Below are 15679 nucleotides of genomic sequence, written 5' to 3'. Positions count from 1 at the left end.
CGCCTCCGATATGCATGGTTGCCATCTGCGGAAAGGTGCTGCAAATTTTTTTCGGTTTCGAAAGAGTCCGGTCATGAATATCCGAAAATACTCGTGCTGATGAGCGGCATCCGAACGCGAACTGGACGACAACGAGTTGGCCGGCAACGCTCGCAAAGGGAACACGATGGCAGCGAGGTCAAATCCGTCAAGCTGGCTTGACGCAGGCCCCCAACAAAATCAGGTCCACGCCGGCGAGGAACTGCTGGCGATCGTCATGGTCGCGCAGTTGCGCCGCCACCTGCCGCAAAAACGGCCGTGAATCCGGGTCGCCCTGCGTCCACCGTGCGGTCATGGCCGTAAGGAAGTCCCCTCGATCCGTCTCGCGAGGAAGCAGGCGGGCGTTGGCCGCATTCTGGCAGGCCACGCCGAGGATATAGCTCGTCAGCGCGGAGGCGCAGTCGAATTGCGCGTCGGCAGGGACACCGATCGCCTGCAGTCGTCCGCCGATGTGTTCGAAGATCTCGCCGATCGCGGGATGCCACGGCTCGCGAGAAAGATGCGCACCGGCCCAGGGATGGGCGTCGATGGTGTCGAATACCCCGAGCGCGATAGCTCGGATAGTGGCTTTTGAATCTGTTTCCTCGCCCACCGCTACCAAGGCGGGAGCGAGAACATCCTCGGTCGCGGCCGAAAGAAGGCCGTTCCGATCAGCGATATGCCAATAGATCGCCCCGCTGCCTGTCGCCAACCGCGCGGCCAATCCCCGAAAAGTCAGTGCAGCTTCCCCCTCGGCATCGAGGATCTCGATCGCTGCCCGGACAATCCGCGCTTTTGAAAGTGCTTCAGCGCGATGCGCGGTTTGTTTGAGTCGTTTGGGCACGCGGTATCGTGGCATGTATGGAACACTGTTCCAACCAGTGCTATAAATGGAACACTGTTCCAGTCGTGCTTTGAGGCGAAGTTATGACCCATTCCATCGCAATCATCGGCGCAGGCCTAGGTGGTTTGGTCCTGGCCCGCGTGCTCCACGTCCACGGTATCCGCGCCACAGTCTATGAAGCGGAGGCTTCGGCCCAAGCCCGCACCCAAGGTGGCCAGCTCGATATTCACGAGCATGACGGCCAGCGCGCGCTCGCTGCAGCCGGTCTGACGGACGCGTTCCGCGCGATTATCCATGAAGGCGGCGACGCCATGCGTGCGCTCGACCGGATGGGCAACGTGCTGCTCGACCAGCCGGAAGATGGCAGGCGTCCCGAGGTGCTCAGAGGGGAGCTACGGCGAATCCTCGTCGACTCCTTGCCAGCGGGCACGATCCGGTGGGGATGCAAGCTCGACAGACTGATATCCACGAGGGCGGGAAGCCACGAACTGACGTTCGCCGACGGCTCAAGCGTGGAGGCCGACTTGCTGGTCGGCGCCGATGGCGCTTGGTCGAAGGTGCGGCCGCAGCTCTCGGACGCCGAGCCCACCTACGTCGGCGTGTCCTTGGTCGAAACTTACCTGCACGATGTCGATCGGCGGTTCCCCGCGTCCGCAGCGGCGGTCGGCGCCGGGGGCATGTTTGCGTTGGAGCCCGGCAAGGGCATCACCGCGCATCGGGAGCCGGGAGGCGTACTCCACACCTACGTTCAGTTGATGCGCCCGGTTTCCTGGTTCGCCGACATCGATTTCAGCGACGCCGCGACTGCTAAGGCGCGGATCGGAGCGGAGTTCGACGGCTGGGCCTCGCCGCTGACCACGTTGATCAGCGGGAGTGACACTTCGCCGGTCCTGCGACCGATCAACACACTGCCGATCGGCCATCGATGGGATCGCACCCCCGGCGTGACGCTGCTTGGCGACGCTGCCCATCTGTCACCGCCAGCCGGCGACGGCGCAAACCTGGCCATGCTCGACGGAGCCGAACTCGGCCTGGCCATCGCTGCCCATTCTGACGATGTCGAGGCCGCATTAGCCGCATACGAAACAGCGATGTTCCCCCGCAGCAAGGTCGCGGCCGTGGACGCGCACCGGATGTTGGACCTCTGCCTGGGCGCGCACGCTCCCTTCAGCCTTACCGACTTCCTCGCGGCGGCACATCGTTGATGCCGCCACCGTCCGTTCTTCGTCACTCAACCTGCTCGGGTACATCGATTCCCATCTTCACAAATTCACCCTGACATCTTAAGAGTTCAGTCGACCGAATCTCGTACGTCCGGCACTTTTGGTCTGGTCAGCAGGGTAAAAACGACGAGCGACGAAATCAGCGTCACGACAACCAGCAGATGGAGAAGTATTCGGAACGCCTCGCCGTATTGCGTAACCAGCATCGCGGCGCCGAGATCGGGTAATCGCAGAACAGCATGAGCAAGGTCGCCGGACGACAGGCGTGCAGCGGCCTCGTGGATCGACGAACGATCGTGCGCGTGCCGATCGGGCAGTAGACGAGCGAGCCGGGACTGCGTCAACACGCTGAGAATCGCCGTAACGATCGCCAGTGCAATGCTCTCTCCCGCGACGCGGGTCGTGCTGAAAATTCCCGTGGCCATGCCTGCACGCTCTTTGGGCACCACGCTTATCGACAAACCATCCATGAGTCCCCAGGGCAATCCGGTGCCGCATCCGATCAGCAGCATCGGCAACACCAGCTCGCCACTGGTTTCGCGAATGGCGACGCGGCTGAGCAGGTAGAGACCCGCCGCTGCGATCAGCAGGCCGGTGCCGGAAAGTAGGCCGGGCGAGAGCCAGCGAGTCAGCCATGAGGCGAACGTCGGCACGACCAGCATCGGCGCCGACAAGGCGAGCATGAGCATGCCGGCATCCGTTTCATGCAAACCGTTGACGCCGATAAATCGAAGCGGAAGCAGCACCAGCAGTACGATATAGCAGTAGCAGGTGCCGATCGGCAGCACCTGCACGCCGACGAAACGTGGATAGCGGAAAAGCGCCAGGTCGAGCATCGGACGAGGCACCCTCCGTTCGATCGCCACGAATAGCGTCGCAAAAATCGTCGATGCGAGCAGCGGGCCAACCACGGCGAGACTCGTCAACGCATGATCGGTGGCTTCGACGATGCCGCTGGTCAACAGCACCAGCGTCAGGGTGAAAGTCAGCGCGCCCGGCATATCCAATCCGGCCGCCTGCGGGTCGCGCGATTCTTGCATTCGCGGCACGCCGAAAACGAATGCGGCGACAGCCACCGCTGCAATGAATAAAAATATCGAACGCCATCCCGCATGAGCGATAAGAAAACCGGCCAATATCGGGCCAAAAGCGAGACCCGTGCCAAAACTTGTTCCCAGCATGCTGAAAGCTCGCGTACGTGCATGGCCGTCGAACACTTGGGCAAGCGCCGCAGATCCGCCCGACAGCGCGGCTGCAGCGGCAAGCCCCTGCAGCGCGCGCAGCATGTCGATCCATAACACGGACGGGGCTGCGGCCAGCAGCAGCGAAAGCACTGCAAAAGCACCGACGCCGATGGCAAAGAGTTTCTTTCTGCCATAGGCGTCGGCGAGAGCGCCGGCGGCCATCAGCGTGCTACCAAAAGCCAGCATGAAAGCATTGGTAATCCAGATCAGGCTAGTACTGCTTCCGCCGAGCTGTCTGCCGATGATCGGCGTGGCTATTGCACCGGCCGAAAAGCTCAACGGCAGAATCAGGGCGGCGAGGCAGACCGCGGCGAGTATTAGCCGTGAGGCTTTCGGTGAAGCGACACTCAATGAGCTGGACATGACGTTATTCCGGTCGATGAAAAGACGGCGCTGGTTGATCGGCGCGTGCCCAATACATGCTATAGAAGCGTCAATCGAGAATAATCAGCCTAAATATCCTCACACTGCGGAATGAATCGCTTGAATAAGTCGATCGAAAGCCTGGGGCGCGTCGCAACGTTTGTGCAGGCCGCCGAAAGCCTCAGTTTTGTGGGCGCTAGCCGCATTCTCGGTGTGTCGGCCTCTGCCGTAGGCAAGACCATCGCCGCGCTCGAGCAGGCGCTCGGTGTACGGCTGTTCCAGCGCAGCACGCGAACCGTCAGACTGACCACCGAGGGCGAGCTTTTCTACGAGCGCTGCCGCAAAGTGCTCGATGAGTTGCACGACGCCGAATCGATGCTTTCGCAGTCGGCCGAATTGCCGCGTGGCCGGTTACGCGTGAGTCTGCCGACCATCGGCTATCGCTTTCTGGTGCCGCATCTGGCCGAGTTTCAGCGGCTGTACCCGCAGATCGAACTCGATCTCGACTTCAGCGATCGGCTGGTCGATATCATCGAGGATGGCTTCGACGCGGTGATCCGCAGTGGCGATCTACCGGATTCGCGACTGATGTCCAAGCACCTCGGCCCATTTCGCTTCGTGCTTTGCGCGGCGCCGAAATACCTTGCGCAACATGGCGCGCCAAAAAAAATCGCGGACCTGGCCGATCACGCATGTCTGCAGTTTCGTTTTCCCACCAGCGGAAAAATTCGCGGCTGGCCGTTTCCGGATAACGCCGCTTCGCCGCAGCGAAGCCAGCTGTCGATGCTCACCTGCAGCAATATGGAAGCGATTCGCGCGCTGGCCATCGAAGGCCTCGGTCTGGGTTACATGCCGGACTTTCTCGCCAGCGACGCCATCGCGGAAGGACTGCTTGAAATGGTATCGCTGCCCCTGCCGAAAGATGAGGGGCAGTTTTCCGTGATCTGGCCATCGAGCCGTCAGCTGTCGCCGAAGATTCGCGTTTTTGTCGATTTCGTCTCTTCGCGGCTTTTCAAGGGGGCGCGGCTCACGTGATCGCCGAGTGCGAATCGTTCAACGCGCTGGCATCGGCCACGCTGAAACGGATGCGCCGCTCGCTGAAGCGCACGCGCAGTTGCCGATACTTGGTGAGATAGCGCACCCCTACCAACGCTGCGGCCAAACCTGCGCTGGCGCCGACGGCCATGGCCCAGCGGGGGCCAAACGTATCCGCGACCCAGCCGACGATGGGGGCGCCGATCGGCGTGCCGCCCAGGGCGATGGCCATGACGATCGCCATCACGCGGCCACGCATCGCCGGCGCTGTACTCAGTTGCACGGTGCTGATCACCGTGGTGGTGAAGGTTTGCGCAGCAATGCCGACAATCACCAGGGCCACACCGAACAGCCACACCGTTGGCATCAGCGCGGCGAACGCCAGGCCGAAGGCGAATACCGCGGCCGCCGAAAAAAGCAGTGCGGCATGGGCTTTGGCGCGCTGGGCCGCCAGGAGCGCGCCGACCACGGAGCCGATCGCCATCGTCGACGTCAGCAATCCGTACTCGCCGGCACCGGCGTGAAATGCCGTCACCGACATGGTGGAAATAAAGATGGGAAAGTTCAGGCCGAAGGTGCCGACGAACAGCAGCATGCACAGCACGGATTTCAGATCGGGGCGTTGCCACACATAGCGAAAGCCTTCGATCAGGCTGCCGCGTTTGCGCACGGCGCGCTCCCCGCGATGCAGCGTGTCCACCCGGATCAGGCAGAGCGAGAGGATCACGGCGGCGTACGAAACGGCATTGATCAAGAAGACCCATCCCGTGCCGACGCCGGCGATAAGCACGCCGGCAACCGCGGGCCCGATCATCCTCGCCGCGTTGAACGAGGTGGAGTTCAAACCCACGGCGTTGGATAGATCGTCCTCGCCCACCAGTTCGGAGACAAAGGTTTGTCGCGCCGGCGCGTCGAAAGCGGCGGCGCAGCCGAGCAGGAAGGCGAATACATATACATGCCACAGCTGTACCAGCCCCGTGACGGTCAACAGGCCCAGGCAAAGCGCCAGCAAACCCATCGATGCCTGGGTGGCCAGCAGCAGTTTGCGTCGGTCCAGATGGTCGGCGGCAAAGCCGCTGAAGGGCAGCATCAGCAGCTGCGGTCCGAACTGCAGGCCCATCACGATACCGACAGCCGTCGCGTTGTGATGAGTCAGCTGGGTCAGCACGATCCAGTCCTGGGCGGTGCGCTGCATCCAGGTGCCGACATTGGACACGATCGCGCCCCCGGCCCAGAGCCGGTAATTGGGATTGTGCAGCGAACGGAACGTACCCTTCATCCAGATTTACTTGGCGACCGTCGCATTGCCGCCGTGAAAGCGCCCGAAGTGCCGCGCCATCATCACGCCCATCAGGATCATGCCCAGGCCGAGTGCCATGGCGTCGTCGGCAGCGCGCAGGTCGAACTCGCCGACGTGACACAGCAATAGATAACTGAAGACCAGATTCAAGAATCCCCACAGCACGTTGACCGTGGACGAAGACAGTCCGCGACCGGGCGGTTTGGCGAACGGGCTCTGGAAGGCGCGGCCCAGCATGCCGCTGACAAAATGCGGGATGGCGTTGGCGAGAAAGGCGCCGCCGAAGAACCAGGCGATATAGTGGGTCCATGGCATGATCAGGCGCTCCTCTCCAGTCGATCGATGACATCTTGGGTGGTGCCGGTTTCCGCGATTCTCGGGAAAATTTGCGTGATGCTGTGGGTGTGATGGTCGAGGCTCATATCCGTCATGGCATCGACCGCCAGCGTGACGTTGAAGCCATTTTCGTAGGCATGCCGAGCCGTCGATTCGACGCCGGAACTGGTCGCGACGCCGACCACCACGACTTGCGTGACGCCCCGCTGCTTGAGGTAGGCATCGAGGTCCGTGCCGGTGAATGCGCTGCGGGTCTGTTTGGTCACCAGGTGATCCTGCGGCTGCGGATTCAGTTGCGGAATGAGATCGGCCCAGCCGGCAGGGAACTCGCCGCGCAGCCGCGACTGCTCGACGCGGCCCGGCGACACGCCTGTTACGTTGACCAGTACCACCGGCAGATCGTGCCGGCGGAAGGCCTCGATCAGGCGGCCAGCGTTGCCGATCACGTCGTCGATGGGATGAGCGGTGGGCAGGCCGACGATGCCTTTTTGCAGATCGATCACGATCAGCGCGGTGTGCTTGTCCAGCGTGGTGAGCGGCATGGGGTTCTCCTTGGAAGTCTTGTATGGCGAATGTGGCGTAAGCTGGGCTGAGCAAAGCGATGCCCAACACCGCCGGGCCAGACACGTTGCGTATACGGCGCGCTCCTGCGCGCCGCCCTTCGGGCCATTCGCTTCGCAAATGTTCGTTACGGCATCCTGCCTCCACAGTCGCTGCGCTCAGCCCGATATATAGGGCGCGCGAAGATGTGCGCCTATTCCTCGCTCAACCTTTTGAGCAACGCGATGCCTTGAGCGAGCTTCACCTGCTCCTTTGCGGTGAGCTTGCTGCTGATGGCGCGGCAGAGCCAGTCCTCCCGTGCCGCGCGACCGGCCTTCATCAATTTTCGGCAGTTCGCGGTCAGCGAAAGAACCGTTTGCCGGCCGTCGGTGGGATGCGGTGCGCTGGCGATCAGGCCCGCGGCCTGCAGCGACGAGACCGTGGCGCCCATCGACTGCGGGCGCACCCCGTCGGCCTTCGCCAGCGCCGTGATCGACGCCGAGCCCTCGCGTTCCAGATGCAGCAGCACCGATTTTTGCGAGGCGGTGAGATCGCTGGAGTGTGCCAGTTCACGCAGGCGCCGATTCAGGCGGCCGATCACGACGCGCATCTCGCTGGCCAACGCCAGTGCGCTGGCGGCCTCGTCCGTGTGCTGCGGATCGCCCATGCGTTTGCCTCGGATTAAAAGAAAAACTACAAAGTTAAACTTGTTATTTGGATCATCGTCCTACATGGGCTCGCTGTCAAGCGGCGGATGCCGCGATGGAATATTCTGCGGGGAAAAGTGGACGCATCGGTCGGCCGGGATGCGCTTATCCATCCCGCGCACCGAGCGGTTTGTCTTACGGCGATGGCCGCGGCCGCAAGCTTTTGGGCTGTCGATTGTGCTAAAACTATATTGTCGTACAAATGGATTCGAGCCAGCGCCATGCCTCCCGATGCTTCGCAACCCAACGTTCACCGGCAGGTCGTCGACCAGTTGGGTCGGTTGATCGTAGGCGGTTCGCTGGCGCCGGGTGACGCGCTGCCGAGCGAGGAGCTGCTGGCCGGCCAGCTCGTTGTCAGCCGTTCCGCGCTGCGTGAGGCGATGAAGGTGATCGGCGCCAAAGGCCTGATCGAAAGCCGCCAGAAAACCGGGGCGCGCGTGCGCGAGCGACGGTTCTGGCATCAGCTCGATGCCGACGTGCTGGGCTGGCGCTTCGCCACCATGCCGACCCAGGCCTTTATTGCCGAGCTGGTCGAGATGCGCGAGATCATCGAGCCCGCCGCTGCCGCTGCCGCCGCCAAAAAGCGCGATCGTGATCAGCTCGCCGCCATCGCCGCGGCCTATCAGGCCATGGCGGCGGCTGGCGATCGGGATGCATGGGCCAAAGCCGACGCAGAATTTCACAGTGCCGTACTGAACGCGGCGAATAATGAGCTGATGAGCTCGCTCTTCAACGTCATTGCCACGGCGCTGCACGGATTCTTTCTGCTCTCCGCGCGCGCGTCGGACGATTTCAAATATTCGCTGCCGCACCATTTCAACGTCTACGACGCGATTCGCAAGCGCAGCGCCCCGCAAGCCCGCATGGCCATGCAGAAAATGGTCGACGATTCACGGCGCCATCTTCAACACACGGGAGGAGTGGCATGAGCGGGTTGATCGCATTGGACTGGGGCACGTCGAGCCTGCGCGCCATACGGATGGATGCCGACGGCACGGTCTTGGAGACGCGCCGACAGCCCTGGGGTATCCGGCAGCTGCCGGACAGCGGCTTTGCCGGGGCGCTCGAGGCCGTAACCCAGGGCTGGCCGGCGCTGACCCGCATTGCGTCCGGCATGATCGGCAGCCGCAGCGGTTGGCGCGAGGTCGCCTATCTTGATCTGCCCGCCGGCGGGGACGACCTGGCCGGCGCGCTGGAGACCGCCGACGGCCTGACGATTGTGCCGGGCCTGCGCAATCCGCGCGGACCGGACGTGATGCGCGGTGAGGAAACCCAGATTGTGGGCCTGATGGCGCTTCATCCGACCGCCGCCGACGCCACGGTGCTGCTGCCCGGCACCCACAGCAAGTGGGTATCGCTGCGCCAGGGCAGGGTGGTCGATTTCTGCACGCTGATGACCGGCGAGCTGTTTGCATTATTGCGTCAGCATTCCATTCTTGCGGCCGGTGTCGATGCCGGAGCCGTGTTCGATGACGGCGACGCTTTTCTCGACGGCGTGCGGCAGGCGCGCGATAGCGGTGCCGCCGGTGTCTTGAGCCGTCTATTTGCCACGCGCGCACGCATGCTCGACGGCGATCTGCAACCGGCCTCCATTCCCGACTATCTCTCCGGCCTGCTGATCGGAGAGGAGTTTCGCTCGATGCGAGCCGACCGGCGCATGCCCACCGACCAGCCGCTGTGGTTGATCGGTGACGCGGCGCTGTGCGCGCGCTACCGCCTGGCCGCGGCCGAATGTTCCATCGCGCTGGCTCCCGCCGTCGACGATACCGCTGCCGCCGGGCTTTGGTGGCTGGCACGCGCGGCGGGTCTGCCGGGAGCCACTACGTCTCATTCTTCTGCAGGAGTTTCCCGATGATCGATCCCTGGTTCGAACCGCTGCCGCTGGTGGCGATACTGCGCGGCCTCACCCCGGACGAGGCTGTCGACGTCGGCAATGCCGTGCTCGATGCGGGCTTTCGCATCCTCGAGGTGCCGCTCAATTCCCCCGACCCGATGCGCAGCATCGGATTGATGGCTGAGGCCTTTGGCCATCGCGCGCTGGTCGGTGCAGGCACCGTCTTGAGCAAGGCGCAGGTGGGCCAGGTGGTGGCCGCCGGCGGCCAGCTCATCGTGATGCCGCATGGCGATGTGGAGGTGATTGCCGAAGCCAAGCGTCACGGCCTGTTCTGCATTCCCGGTATCGCCACGCCGACAGAAGCGTTTGCCGCCATCCATGCCGGTGCCGACGCGCTGAAAATCTTTGCCGCCGAGCACATCAGCCCCGCCGTGGTGAAGGCCTGGCGTGCGGTGCTGCCGAAGGATCTGGCCTTGCTGCCTGTCGGCGGCATCACGCCGGAAAACATGGGGCCATACGTGGCCGCCGGCGTACGCGGCTTCGGCATCGGCTCGGCGCTGTATGCGCCCGGTCGCAGCGCGGCGGAAACCGGTGAGCGCGCGAAGAAGTTCGCCCAGGCATGGGCCGAGGCGAAGACGTACGCGGCATGAAAATCACCGGCCTGAAAACGTATCTCGTGCCGCCGCGCTGGCTGTTTCTGAAAATCGAAACGGACAGTGGCATCGTCGGCTGGGGCGAGCCGGTGGTGGAAGGGCGCGCGCAAACGGTCGCCGCCGCCGTGGAAGAGCTGTCCGATTACCTGATCGGCAAGGACCCCGGCCGCATCGAGGATCTGTGGAGCGTGATGTATCGCGGCGGTTTTTATCGCGGCGGTCCGATTCTGATGAGCGCGATCGCCGGCATCGACCAGGCACTGTGGGACATCAAGGGCAAGCATCTCGGTGTGCCGGTGCATACCTTGCTGGGTGGTCCGGTACGCGATCGCATCCGCGTGTATTCGTGGATCGGCGGTGATCGTCCGGCCGACACCGCGCGCGCGGCCAGTGATGCGGTAGGCCGGGGGTTCACCGCGGTCAAGATGAATGGCACCGAGGAAATGCAGTACATCGACTCGCACGACAAGGTCGACAAGGTGCTGGCCAACGTCCAGGCGGTGCGCGATGCGGTGGGCCCGAACATCGGCCTGGGCGTCGACTTCCACGGCCGCGTGCACAAGCCGATGGCCAAAGTGCTCATGCGCGAGCTGGCGCCGTACAAGCTGATGTTTATCGAGGAGCCGGTGCTGTCGGAATACCTCGAATGCATCCCCGAGCTGGCCGCTATTTCGCCAGCGCCGATCGCGCTCGGCGAACGGCTGTATTCGCGCTGGGATTTCAAGCGCGTGCTGGATCGCGGTGGCGTCGACATCATCCAGCCCGACCCCTCGCATGCCGGCGGCATCACCGAAACGCGCAAGATCGCCGCGATGGCCGAAGCCTACGACGTGGCGCTGGCGTTGCATTGTCCGCTCGGCCCGATCGCGCTGGCGGCGAACCTGCAGCTCGACGCCGTCTGTCACAACGCCTTTATCCAAGAACAGAGCCTCGGCATCCACTACAACGCCGCCAACGATCTGCTCGACTACGTGGCCGATCGCAGCGTGTTCGCCTACGAGAACGGCTACGTCACCATTCCCGGTGGCCCCGGCCTCGGTATCGAGGTCAACGAGGCCTATGTGATCGAGCGCGCGGCGGTCGGCCATCGCTGGCGCAACCCGATCTGGCGGCACGCCGACGGTAGCGTCGCGGAGTGGTAAGCATCGCCTGCGCCTTACGCCCTCTTCGTTTTATGGAAAACCCATCATGACGGCACGTTTTGCCAATTACCCCAGCCTTGTCGATCGCAGCGTGCTCATTACCGGCGGCGCCAGCGGCATCGGCGCCTCGTTGGTAGAACACTTCGCGCGGCAGGGTGCGCGCGTCGGCTTCATCGATATCGACGATGCATCGGCAGCCGCGCTGATCGAGTCGCTCGCAGACGTGGCGCACACGCCGACGTACCAGCATGGCGATATCACCGACCTCGATGCGCTGGCACGGAGCATCGACACCTTGCGTAGCGCGGTGGGTCCGTTCTCGGTGCTCATCAACAATGCGGCGAATGACGGCCGCCATGCCCTGGACGACGTGGATGAGGCGTTCTTCGAGCGCAATATTGCCGTCAATCTGCGCCACCAGGTCTTTGTCACCAAGGCGGTGATGGCGGATATGCAACGGCTGGGCGGTGGCTCGATCATCTGCATGGGTTCCATCAGCTGGATCAGGAAAAATGGCGCCTTCCCGCTGTATGCGATGGCCAAGGCCGCGGTGCGCGGTTTCGTCAACGGCATGGCGCGTGAGCTCGGCGCGCAGCACATCCGCATCAACTGCCTGGTGCCCGGCTGGGTTATCACCGAGAAGCAGCGCACGCTGTGGCTCGATGCCGAGGGCGAAGCCTCGATCAAGCGCGGCCAGTGCCTGTCCGGACATCTGGAGCCTTCCGATGTGGCGCGCGCGGCGCTGTTTCTCGCGGCCGACGACAGCCGTATGTGCACCGGCCAGGATTTCATTGTCGATGGAGGTTGGGTATGAGCGCAGCGCCGACCGTTGCACACGCCGTGCCGCACGAGCTGGGCGAAGGCGTGCTGTGGGACGACCGCCTGCAGACGCTGTGGTGGACCGATATCGGCGGGCGCAAGCTGTGGCGTTTGCATCCTGACGATGGCCGCGTGCTGCACTGGGACATGCCCGAGCGGCTCGCCTCGTTCGCGTTGTGCGAAGCCGATGGCTGGCTGCTGCTGGCGCTGGCCTCGCGGCTGGCTTTCTTCCATCCCGACACGCGTGAACTGATTGAGCTGCACGCGGTGGAAAAAGAACTGCCGACGCGCAGCAACGACGGCGTCTGCGATCGGCAGGGTCGCTTCGTGTTCGGCACGCTGCACGAGCCGGCGCAGGGCGACAAGCAGGCCGTGGGCGGCTTCTATCGGCTCAACCGCGATCTGAGCCTGCAGCGGCTGCCGCTGCCCGACGTGGCGATCAGCAACAGCATCGCCTTCAGCCCGGCCGGCGATCGCATGTATTTCTGCGATTCGCCGACGCGCAAGATCTACTGTTGCGATTACGGCGACACGCTGGGCGAGCCACGCCTGTTCGTCGACCTCACCGGTATGAGCGGCGTGCCCGACGGCTCCACGGTCGATGCCGAGGGCGCGCTGTGGAACGCGCAATGGGGCATGGGCCGGGTGGTGCGTTACCTGGCCGACGGCAGCGAGGATCGCATCATCGCGCTGCCGGCCGCGCAGACGACCAAGCCGGCGTTTGGCGGCGCAAAACTCGACACGCTATTCGTCACCAGCGCCAGCGAAGACCTCACGGCCGAACAACTCGCCACCGATCCTCAGGCCGGCTACCTCTTCACCGTCGACGTCGGCATGACCGGCCTGCGCGAGTCGCGCTTTGCCGGTACACCGAATCGTGACGGATGACGCCGGATGATGCGCTTTGCGGTCATCCGATCCGGCGTCCCCATCCGCTTTCCTCTTCAGGAATAAAACCATGAACACTTCTGAGTCACCGCAAGCCGTCGCCCGAACGACGGTTATTTTTACCTGCATCCTGGCGGCGCTGGCCGGCCTGATGTTCGGTCTGGATATCGGCGTGATTTCCGGCGCCACCCAGTTCATCCAGAAAGATTTCAATATCGACGACCACACCGTGGAGTGGATCGTCAGCGCCATGATGCTCGGTGCGGCCATCGGCGCGCTCGGTGCCGCGTGGATGTCCTCGGCACTTGGCCGAAAAAAATCGCTTATCGCCGGCGCGGTGTTGTTCGTCCTCGGCTCGCTGCTGTGCGCGTTCGCCTGGTCGCCGATCACCTTGATTCTGGCGCGCATCGTGCTCGGCCTGGCGATCGGTATAGCAACCTTTACGGCGCCGCTGTATCTGGCGGAAGTGGCGCCGGAGAAAATTCGCGGTTCGATGATTTCGCTTTATCAGCTGATGATCACCACCGGTATTCTGGTGGCGTTCCTTTCCGATCTGGCTTTCAGCGCCGCAGGCGCTTGGCGCTGGATGCTTGGCATCATTGCCATCCCAGGCGTGCTGTTTCTGTTCGGCGTGTTCTTTCTGCCCGATAGCCCGCGTTGGCTGATGATGCGCGGTCGCAAACCCGACGCGATCAAGGTGCTCAAGCGTCTGCGCGGTGACGACGGTATCGTCGAGCACGAGATCGCCGACATCGAAGAACAGTTGAAGCAGCCACAGCTCGGCTGGCATCTGTTTCAGCAGAACAAGAATTTTCGTCGCTCGGTCGGCTTGGGCGTACTGCTGCAGCTGATGCAGCAGTTCACCGGCATGAACGTGGTGATGTACTACGCGCCGAAGATCTTCCAGACGATGGGCTACGACACCCACGCGCAGCTGTGGTTTACCGCCATCGTCGGTCTCACCAACGTGCTGGCTACTTTCATTGCGATCGGCTTTGTCGATCGTCTCGGGCGCAAGCCGATGCTCTACGCGGGTTTTGTGGTGATGGCGCTTGGCTTGGGCGTGGTTGGCGCGATGATGCATATGGGCATCAACGGCAAAGGCGAGCAGTACTTTACCGTGGGCATGTTGCTGCTCTTTATTGTCGGCTTCGCGATGTCGGCGGGTCCGCTGATCTGGACGCTATGCTCGGAAGTGCAGCCGCTCAAAGGCCGCGACTTTGGCATCGGCGCGTCCACTTTCACCAACTGGGTCGGCAACTACATCGTCGGCCTGACCTTCCTCAGCCTGCTCAACGGCATCGGCAATGCCAACACGTTCTGGCTCTACGCCGCGCTCAACGTGATCTTCATCGGCCTCACCTTTTGGCTCGTGCCTGAGACCAAAGGCGTGACGCTGGAACAGATCGAAACCAGGCTGATGGCCGGCAAGCCGTTGCGTGCGATTGGGCGGTAATCTTCTATCCGCCCTACACCAACGGTTAGAAAACGCCGGCTTCGCGCCGGCGTTTTTTGTCGGCAAACCGCCTGCTCAGCTGGATGAGGTGCAAGCAATTCTTGATCAGGCGTCGTATATTTCGTGCGCCCGCTTCGAGTCCTTTTCGCCCTATGAATCGCTGGAAAGCCGCTGCCGTTCATCTGTCGATAAGCATCGTGTTGACGGTGTTGATGCTGGCCTGGCTCTACTTCATCTGGTTCCCTTCGCCGTATTTTTCCGCGGCGGGGGCGAACCGGCTGATCTTGCTGCTGCTGGGCGTCGACATCTGCATCGGGCCACTCTTGACCTTGCTGGTGGTGAATCGTCATAAGGCGCGCAAACTGTTGCGGCTGGATCTCACCGTCATCGGCATACTGCAGATCGCCGCCTTGAGCTACGGCGTGCACGTGATTACCGATGCACGGCCGGTATTCATCGTCGCCGAAGTGGATAGACTGGTGATGGTCTCGGCCCAGCAGCTCAGCGATGCGGATCTGGCCAAGGGCGACAGGCCCGAGTTCCGCAAGCGTTCGTTGAACGGTCCCGTGCTGGTGGGCGCGCTCACGCCAAAAGACGTATCGCTCGGCGATTTTGCACTCAAGGTCATGCAGACCGGCAAGGATATCGATCGGCTGCCCCAATATTATGTGACTTACGATCAGGCAATCGATGCGGTGATGAAACATGCCAGGCCCTTGGCATCGCTCAAGAACGCCACGGATTCCCAACGGGCTTATCTTCGTCGTTTGCAGGCGTCGGAACCTTCGCAGACGCTGCTGGCGCTGCCGCTCCAGCGCGAGGACACGACCTACACCGCGATCATGTCGCCTGTGACCAAGCGTCCGATCGCCGTGCTGCCTATCGACGCTTAGCCATCGTCACGCAGAGTGCGTGTAGCGGCCTTGCAAGCGGCGAGCACAGAGCTACAGGTTGCCGAGCCTATCGCGGCGTGCGCAGCACGGATTCGCGTAGCGCGGTGTCGTGCTGGACTTCATCCTGATAGGCGGTTTCTTCGCTATCGAATTCGCCATGCAGCGGACGGTGCATGCCCGTGGGCGAGTGGCTGACGTCGGGCGGGGTGTTGACGAAGTCGGGATTGACGGGTCCGGTCGCGCCCATGGCTGGTCCTCGGGATGTTTATGGCTTAGGGCAAGAATGTAAGCCAGCCGGCGGTGCATTGCCAGAGCGCTGTGCCGCCTTGCTGCCGCCCGCCTGGGGCAACTTTTATATGCCGCGATGTCGGCACCCGCCTGGTG

The 15679-nt window shown here is 62.9% G+C and carries 17 protein-coding genes; 10 read left to right on the top strand and 7 right to left on the bottom strand.

Annotation, left to right across the window (positions count from 1 at the left end):
• Positions 1–187 precede the first annotated feature (187 nt).
• Positions 188–862 (bottom strand): TetR family transcriptional regulator, encoded by a 675-nt coding sequence (locus tag HDE76_RS11225; protein ID WP_221262385.1) that lies wholly within the window; start codon positions 860–862, stop codon positions 188–190.
• An 83-nt stretch (positions 863–945) separates the two neighbouring features.
• Here HDE76_RS11225 and HDE76_RS11220 point away from each other — a divergent pair, with 83 nt between their 5' ends.
• Positions 946–2067: an NAD(P)/FAD-dependent oxidoreductase gene (locus HDE76_RS11220; RefSeq protein WP_184507450.1), complete on the top strand. Its 1122-nt coding sequence runs from the start codon at positions 946–948 to the stop codon at positions 2065–2067.
• An 86-nt stretch (positions 2068–2153) separates the two neighbouring features.
• Here the strand turns inward: HDE76_RS11220 and HDE76_RS11215 are convergent, their stop codons facing one another.
• A complete protein-coding gene (locus HDE76_RS11215; protein ID WP_184507447.1) occupies positions 2154–3692 on the bottom strand; it encodes an MFS transporter in 1539 nt (512 codons plus the stop codon).
• Between the two features lie 111 nt (positions 3693–3803).
• Here HDE76_RS11215 and HDE76_RS11210 point away from each other — a divergent pair, with 111 nt between their 5' ends.
• Positions 3804–4727: a LysR family transcriptional regulator gene (locus HDE76_RS11210; RefSeq protein ID WP_218862103.1), complete on the top strand. Its 924-nt coding sequence runs from the start codon at positions 3804–3806 to the stop codon at positions 4725–4727.
• Here the strand turns inward: HDE76_RS11210 and HDE76_RS11205 are convergent.
• The 4 genes from HDE76_RS11205 to HDE76_RS11190 all read right to left on the bottom strand — a co-directional run bounded on the left by HDE76_RS11205 (position 4720) and on the right by HDE76_RS11190 (position 7570).
• On the bottom strand, positions 4720–6006 hold the full coding sequence (locus HDE76_RS11205; RefSeq protein WP_184507444.1) for an MFS transporter: 1287 nt from the start codon (positions 6004–6006) through the stop codon (positions 4720–4722). The two genes, HDE76_RS11210 and HDE76_RS11205, sit on opposite strands and share 8 nt — an antisense overlap.
• Before the next feature lie 6 nt (positions 6007–6012).
• Positions 6013–6342, bottom strand: coding sequence for a hypothetical protein (locus HDE76_RS11200; RefSeq protein WP_184507441.1), 330 nt, complete (start codon positions 6340–6342; stop codon positions 6013–6015).
• A 2-nt stretch (positions 6343–6344) separates the two neighbouring features.
• Positions 6345–6905, bottom strand: coding sequence for an isochorismatase family protein (locus HDE76_RS11195; protein WP_184507438.1), 561 nt, complete (start codon positions 6903–6905; stop codon positions 6345–6347).
• A 212-nt stretch (positions 6906–7117) separates the two neighbouring features.
• Complete coding sequence (locus tag HDE76_RS11190) at positions 7118–7570, bottom strand: MarR family transcriptional regulator (RefSeq protein ID WP_184507435.1); 453 nt, start codon at positions 7568–7570, stop codon at positions 7118–7120.
• A gap of 261 nt (positions 7571–7831) precedes the next feature.
• Here HDE76_RS11190 and HDE76_RS11185 point away from each other — a divergent pair, with 261 nt between their 5' ends.
• From HDE76_RS11185 to tfpZ, 8 genes are all read left to right on the top strand, one after another.
• Entirely contained in the window at positions 7832–8539 is a 708-nt protein-coding gene (locus HDE76_RS11185; protein ID WP_184507432.1) for a FadR/GntR family transcriptional regulator, read from the top strand.
• A complete protein-coding gene (locus HDE76_RS11180) occupies positions 8536–9465 on the top strand; it encodes a 2-dehydro-3-deoxygalactonokinase (protein WP_184507429.1) in 930 nt (309 codons plus the stop codon). The genes HDE76_RS11185 and HDE76_RS11180 overlap by 4 nt, the downstream gene beginning before the upstream one ends.
• Positions 9462–10094, top strand: coding sequence for a 2-dehydro-3-deoxy-6-phosphogalactonate aldolase (locus tag HDE76_RS11175; RefSeq protein ID WP_179477770.1), 633 nt, complete (start codon positions 9462–9464; stop codon positions 10092–10094). The genes HDE76_RS11180 and HDE76_RS11175 overlap by 4 nt, the downstream gene beginning before the upstream one ends.
• A complete protein-coding gene (gene dgoD, locus HDE76_RS11170; protein WP_184507426.1) occupies positions 10091–11239 on the top strand; it encodes a galactonate dehydratase in 1149 nt (382 codons plus the stop codon). The genes HDE76_RS11175 and dgoD overlap by 4 nt, the downstream gene beginning before the upstream one ends.
• 46 nt (positions 11240–11285) lie before the next feature.
• Complete coding sequence (locus HDE76_RS11165) at positions 11286–12053, top strand: SDR family oxidoreductase (RefSeq protein ID WP_184507423.1); 768 nt, start codon at positions 11286–11288, stop codon at positions 12051–12053.
• Complete coding sequence (locus HDE76_RS11160; RefSeq protein ID WP_184507420.1) at positions 12050–12946, top strand: SMP-30/gluconolactonase/LRE family protein; 897 nt, start codon at positions 12050–12052, stop codon at positions 12944–12946. The genes HDE76_RS11165 and HDE76_RS11160 overlap by 4 nt, the downstream gene beginning before the upstream one ends.
• Before the next feature lie 70 nt (positions 12947–13016).
• Positions 13017–14402, top strand: coding sequence for a sugar porter family MFS transporter (locus HDE76_RS11155; protein ID WP_184507417.1), 1386 nt, complete (start codon positions 13017–13019; stop codon positions 14400–14402).
• A 152-nt stretch (positions 14403–14554) separates the two neighbouring features.
• Positions 14555–15295, top strand: coding sequence for a TfpX/TfpZ family type IV pilin accessory protein (gene tfpZ / locus HDE76_RS11150; RefSeq protein WP_179477765.1), 741 nt, complete (start codon positions 14555–14557; stop codon positions 15293–15295).
• Between the two features lie 67 nt (positions 15296–15362).
• Here the strand turns inward: tfpZ and HDE76_RS11145 are convergent, their stop codons facing one another.
• Entirely contained in the window at positions 15363–15542 is a 180-nt protein-coding gene (locus tag HDE76_RS11145; RefSeq protein WP_179477764.1) for a hypothetical protein, read from the bottom strand.
• Positions 15543–15679 lie beyond the last annotated feature (137 nt).

It is taken from the genome of Rhodanobacter sp. ANJX3, assembly GCF_014200755.1.
Taxonomy (GTDB): Bacteria; Pseudomonadota; Gammaproteobacteria; order Xanthomonadales; family Rhodanobacteraceae; genus Rhodanobacter.
The sequence above is the reverse complement of the archived record's forward strand: the minus strand, read 5'-3'. Positions and strand labels throughout refer to the sequence as shown.

Excerpts from the sequence above, each read along its gene's own strand:
- HDE76_RS11185 (WP_184507432.1), top strand. The coding sequence starts at position 7,832 with ATGCCTCCCGATGCTTCGCAACCCAACGTTCACCGGCAGGTCGTCGAC.
- HDE76_RS11215 (WP_184507447.1), bottom strand. The coding sequence starts at position 3,692 with ATGTCCAGCTCATTGAGTGTCGCTTCACCGAAAGCCTCACGGCTAATA.
- tfpZ (WP_179477765.1), top strand. The coding sequence starts at position 14,555 with ATGAATCGCTGGAAAGCCGCTGCCGTTCATCTGTCGATAAGCATCGTG.
- HDE76_RS11180 (WP_184507429.1), top strand. The coding sequence starts at position 8,536 with ATGAGCGGGTTGATCGCATTGGACTGGGGCACGTCGAGCCTGCGCGCC.
- dgoD (WP_184507426.1), top strand. The coding sequence starts at position 10,091 with ATGAAAATCACCGGCCTGAAAACGTATCTCGTGCCGCCGCGCTGGCTG.
- HDE76_RS11160 (WP_184507420.1), top strand. The coding sequence starts at position 12,050 with ATGAGCGCAGCGCCGACCGTTGCACACGCCGTGCCGCACGAGCTGGGC.
- HDE76_RS11145 (WP_179477764.1), bottom strand. The coding sequence starts at position 15,542 with ATGGGCGCGACCGGACCCGTCAATCCCGACTTCGTCAACACCCCGCCC.
- HDE76_RS11165 (WP_184507423.1), top strand. The coding sequence starts at position 11,286 with ATGACGGCACGTTTTGCCAATTACCCCAGCCTTGTCGATCGCAGCGTG.
- HDE76_RS11195 (WP_184507438.1), bottom strand. The coding sequence starts at position 6,905 with ATGCCGCTCACCACGCTGGACAAGCACACCGCGCTGATCGTGATCGAT.
- HDE76_RS11155 (WP_184507417.1), top strand. The coding sequence starts at position 13,017 with ATGAACACTTCTGAGTCACCGCAAGCCGTCGCCCGAACGACGGTTATT.
- HDE76_RS11210 (WP_218862103.1), top strand. The coding sequence starts at position 3,804 with ATGAATCGCTTGAATAAGTCGATCGAAAGCCTGGGGCGCGTCGCAACG.
- HDE76_RS11200 (WP_184507441.1), bottom strand. The coding sequence starts at position 6,342 with ATGCCATGGACCCACTATATCGCCTGGTTCTTCGGCGGCGCCTTTCTC.
- HDE76_RS11205 (WP_184507444.1), bottom strand. The coding sequence starts at position 6,006 with ATGAAGGGTACGTTCCGTTCGCTGCACAATCCCAATTACCGGCTCTGG.
- HDE76_RS11220 (WP_184507450.1), top strand. The coding sequence starts at position 946 with ATGACCCATTCCATCGCAATCATCGGCGCAGGCCTAGGTGGTTTGGTC.
- HDE76_RS11190 (WP_184507435.1), bottom strand. The coding sequence starts at position 7,570 with ATGGGCGATCCGCAGCACACGGACGAGGCCGCCAGCGCACTGGCGTTG.
- HDE76_RS11175 (WP_179477770.1), top strand. The coding sequence starts at position 9,462 with ATGATCGATCCCTGGTTCGAACCGCTGCCGCTGGTGGCGATACTGCGC.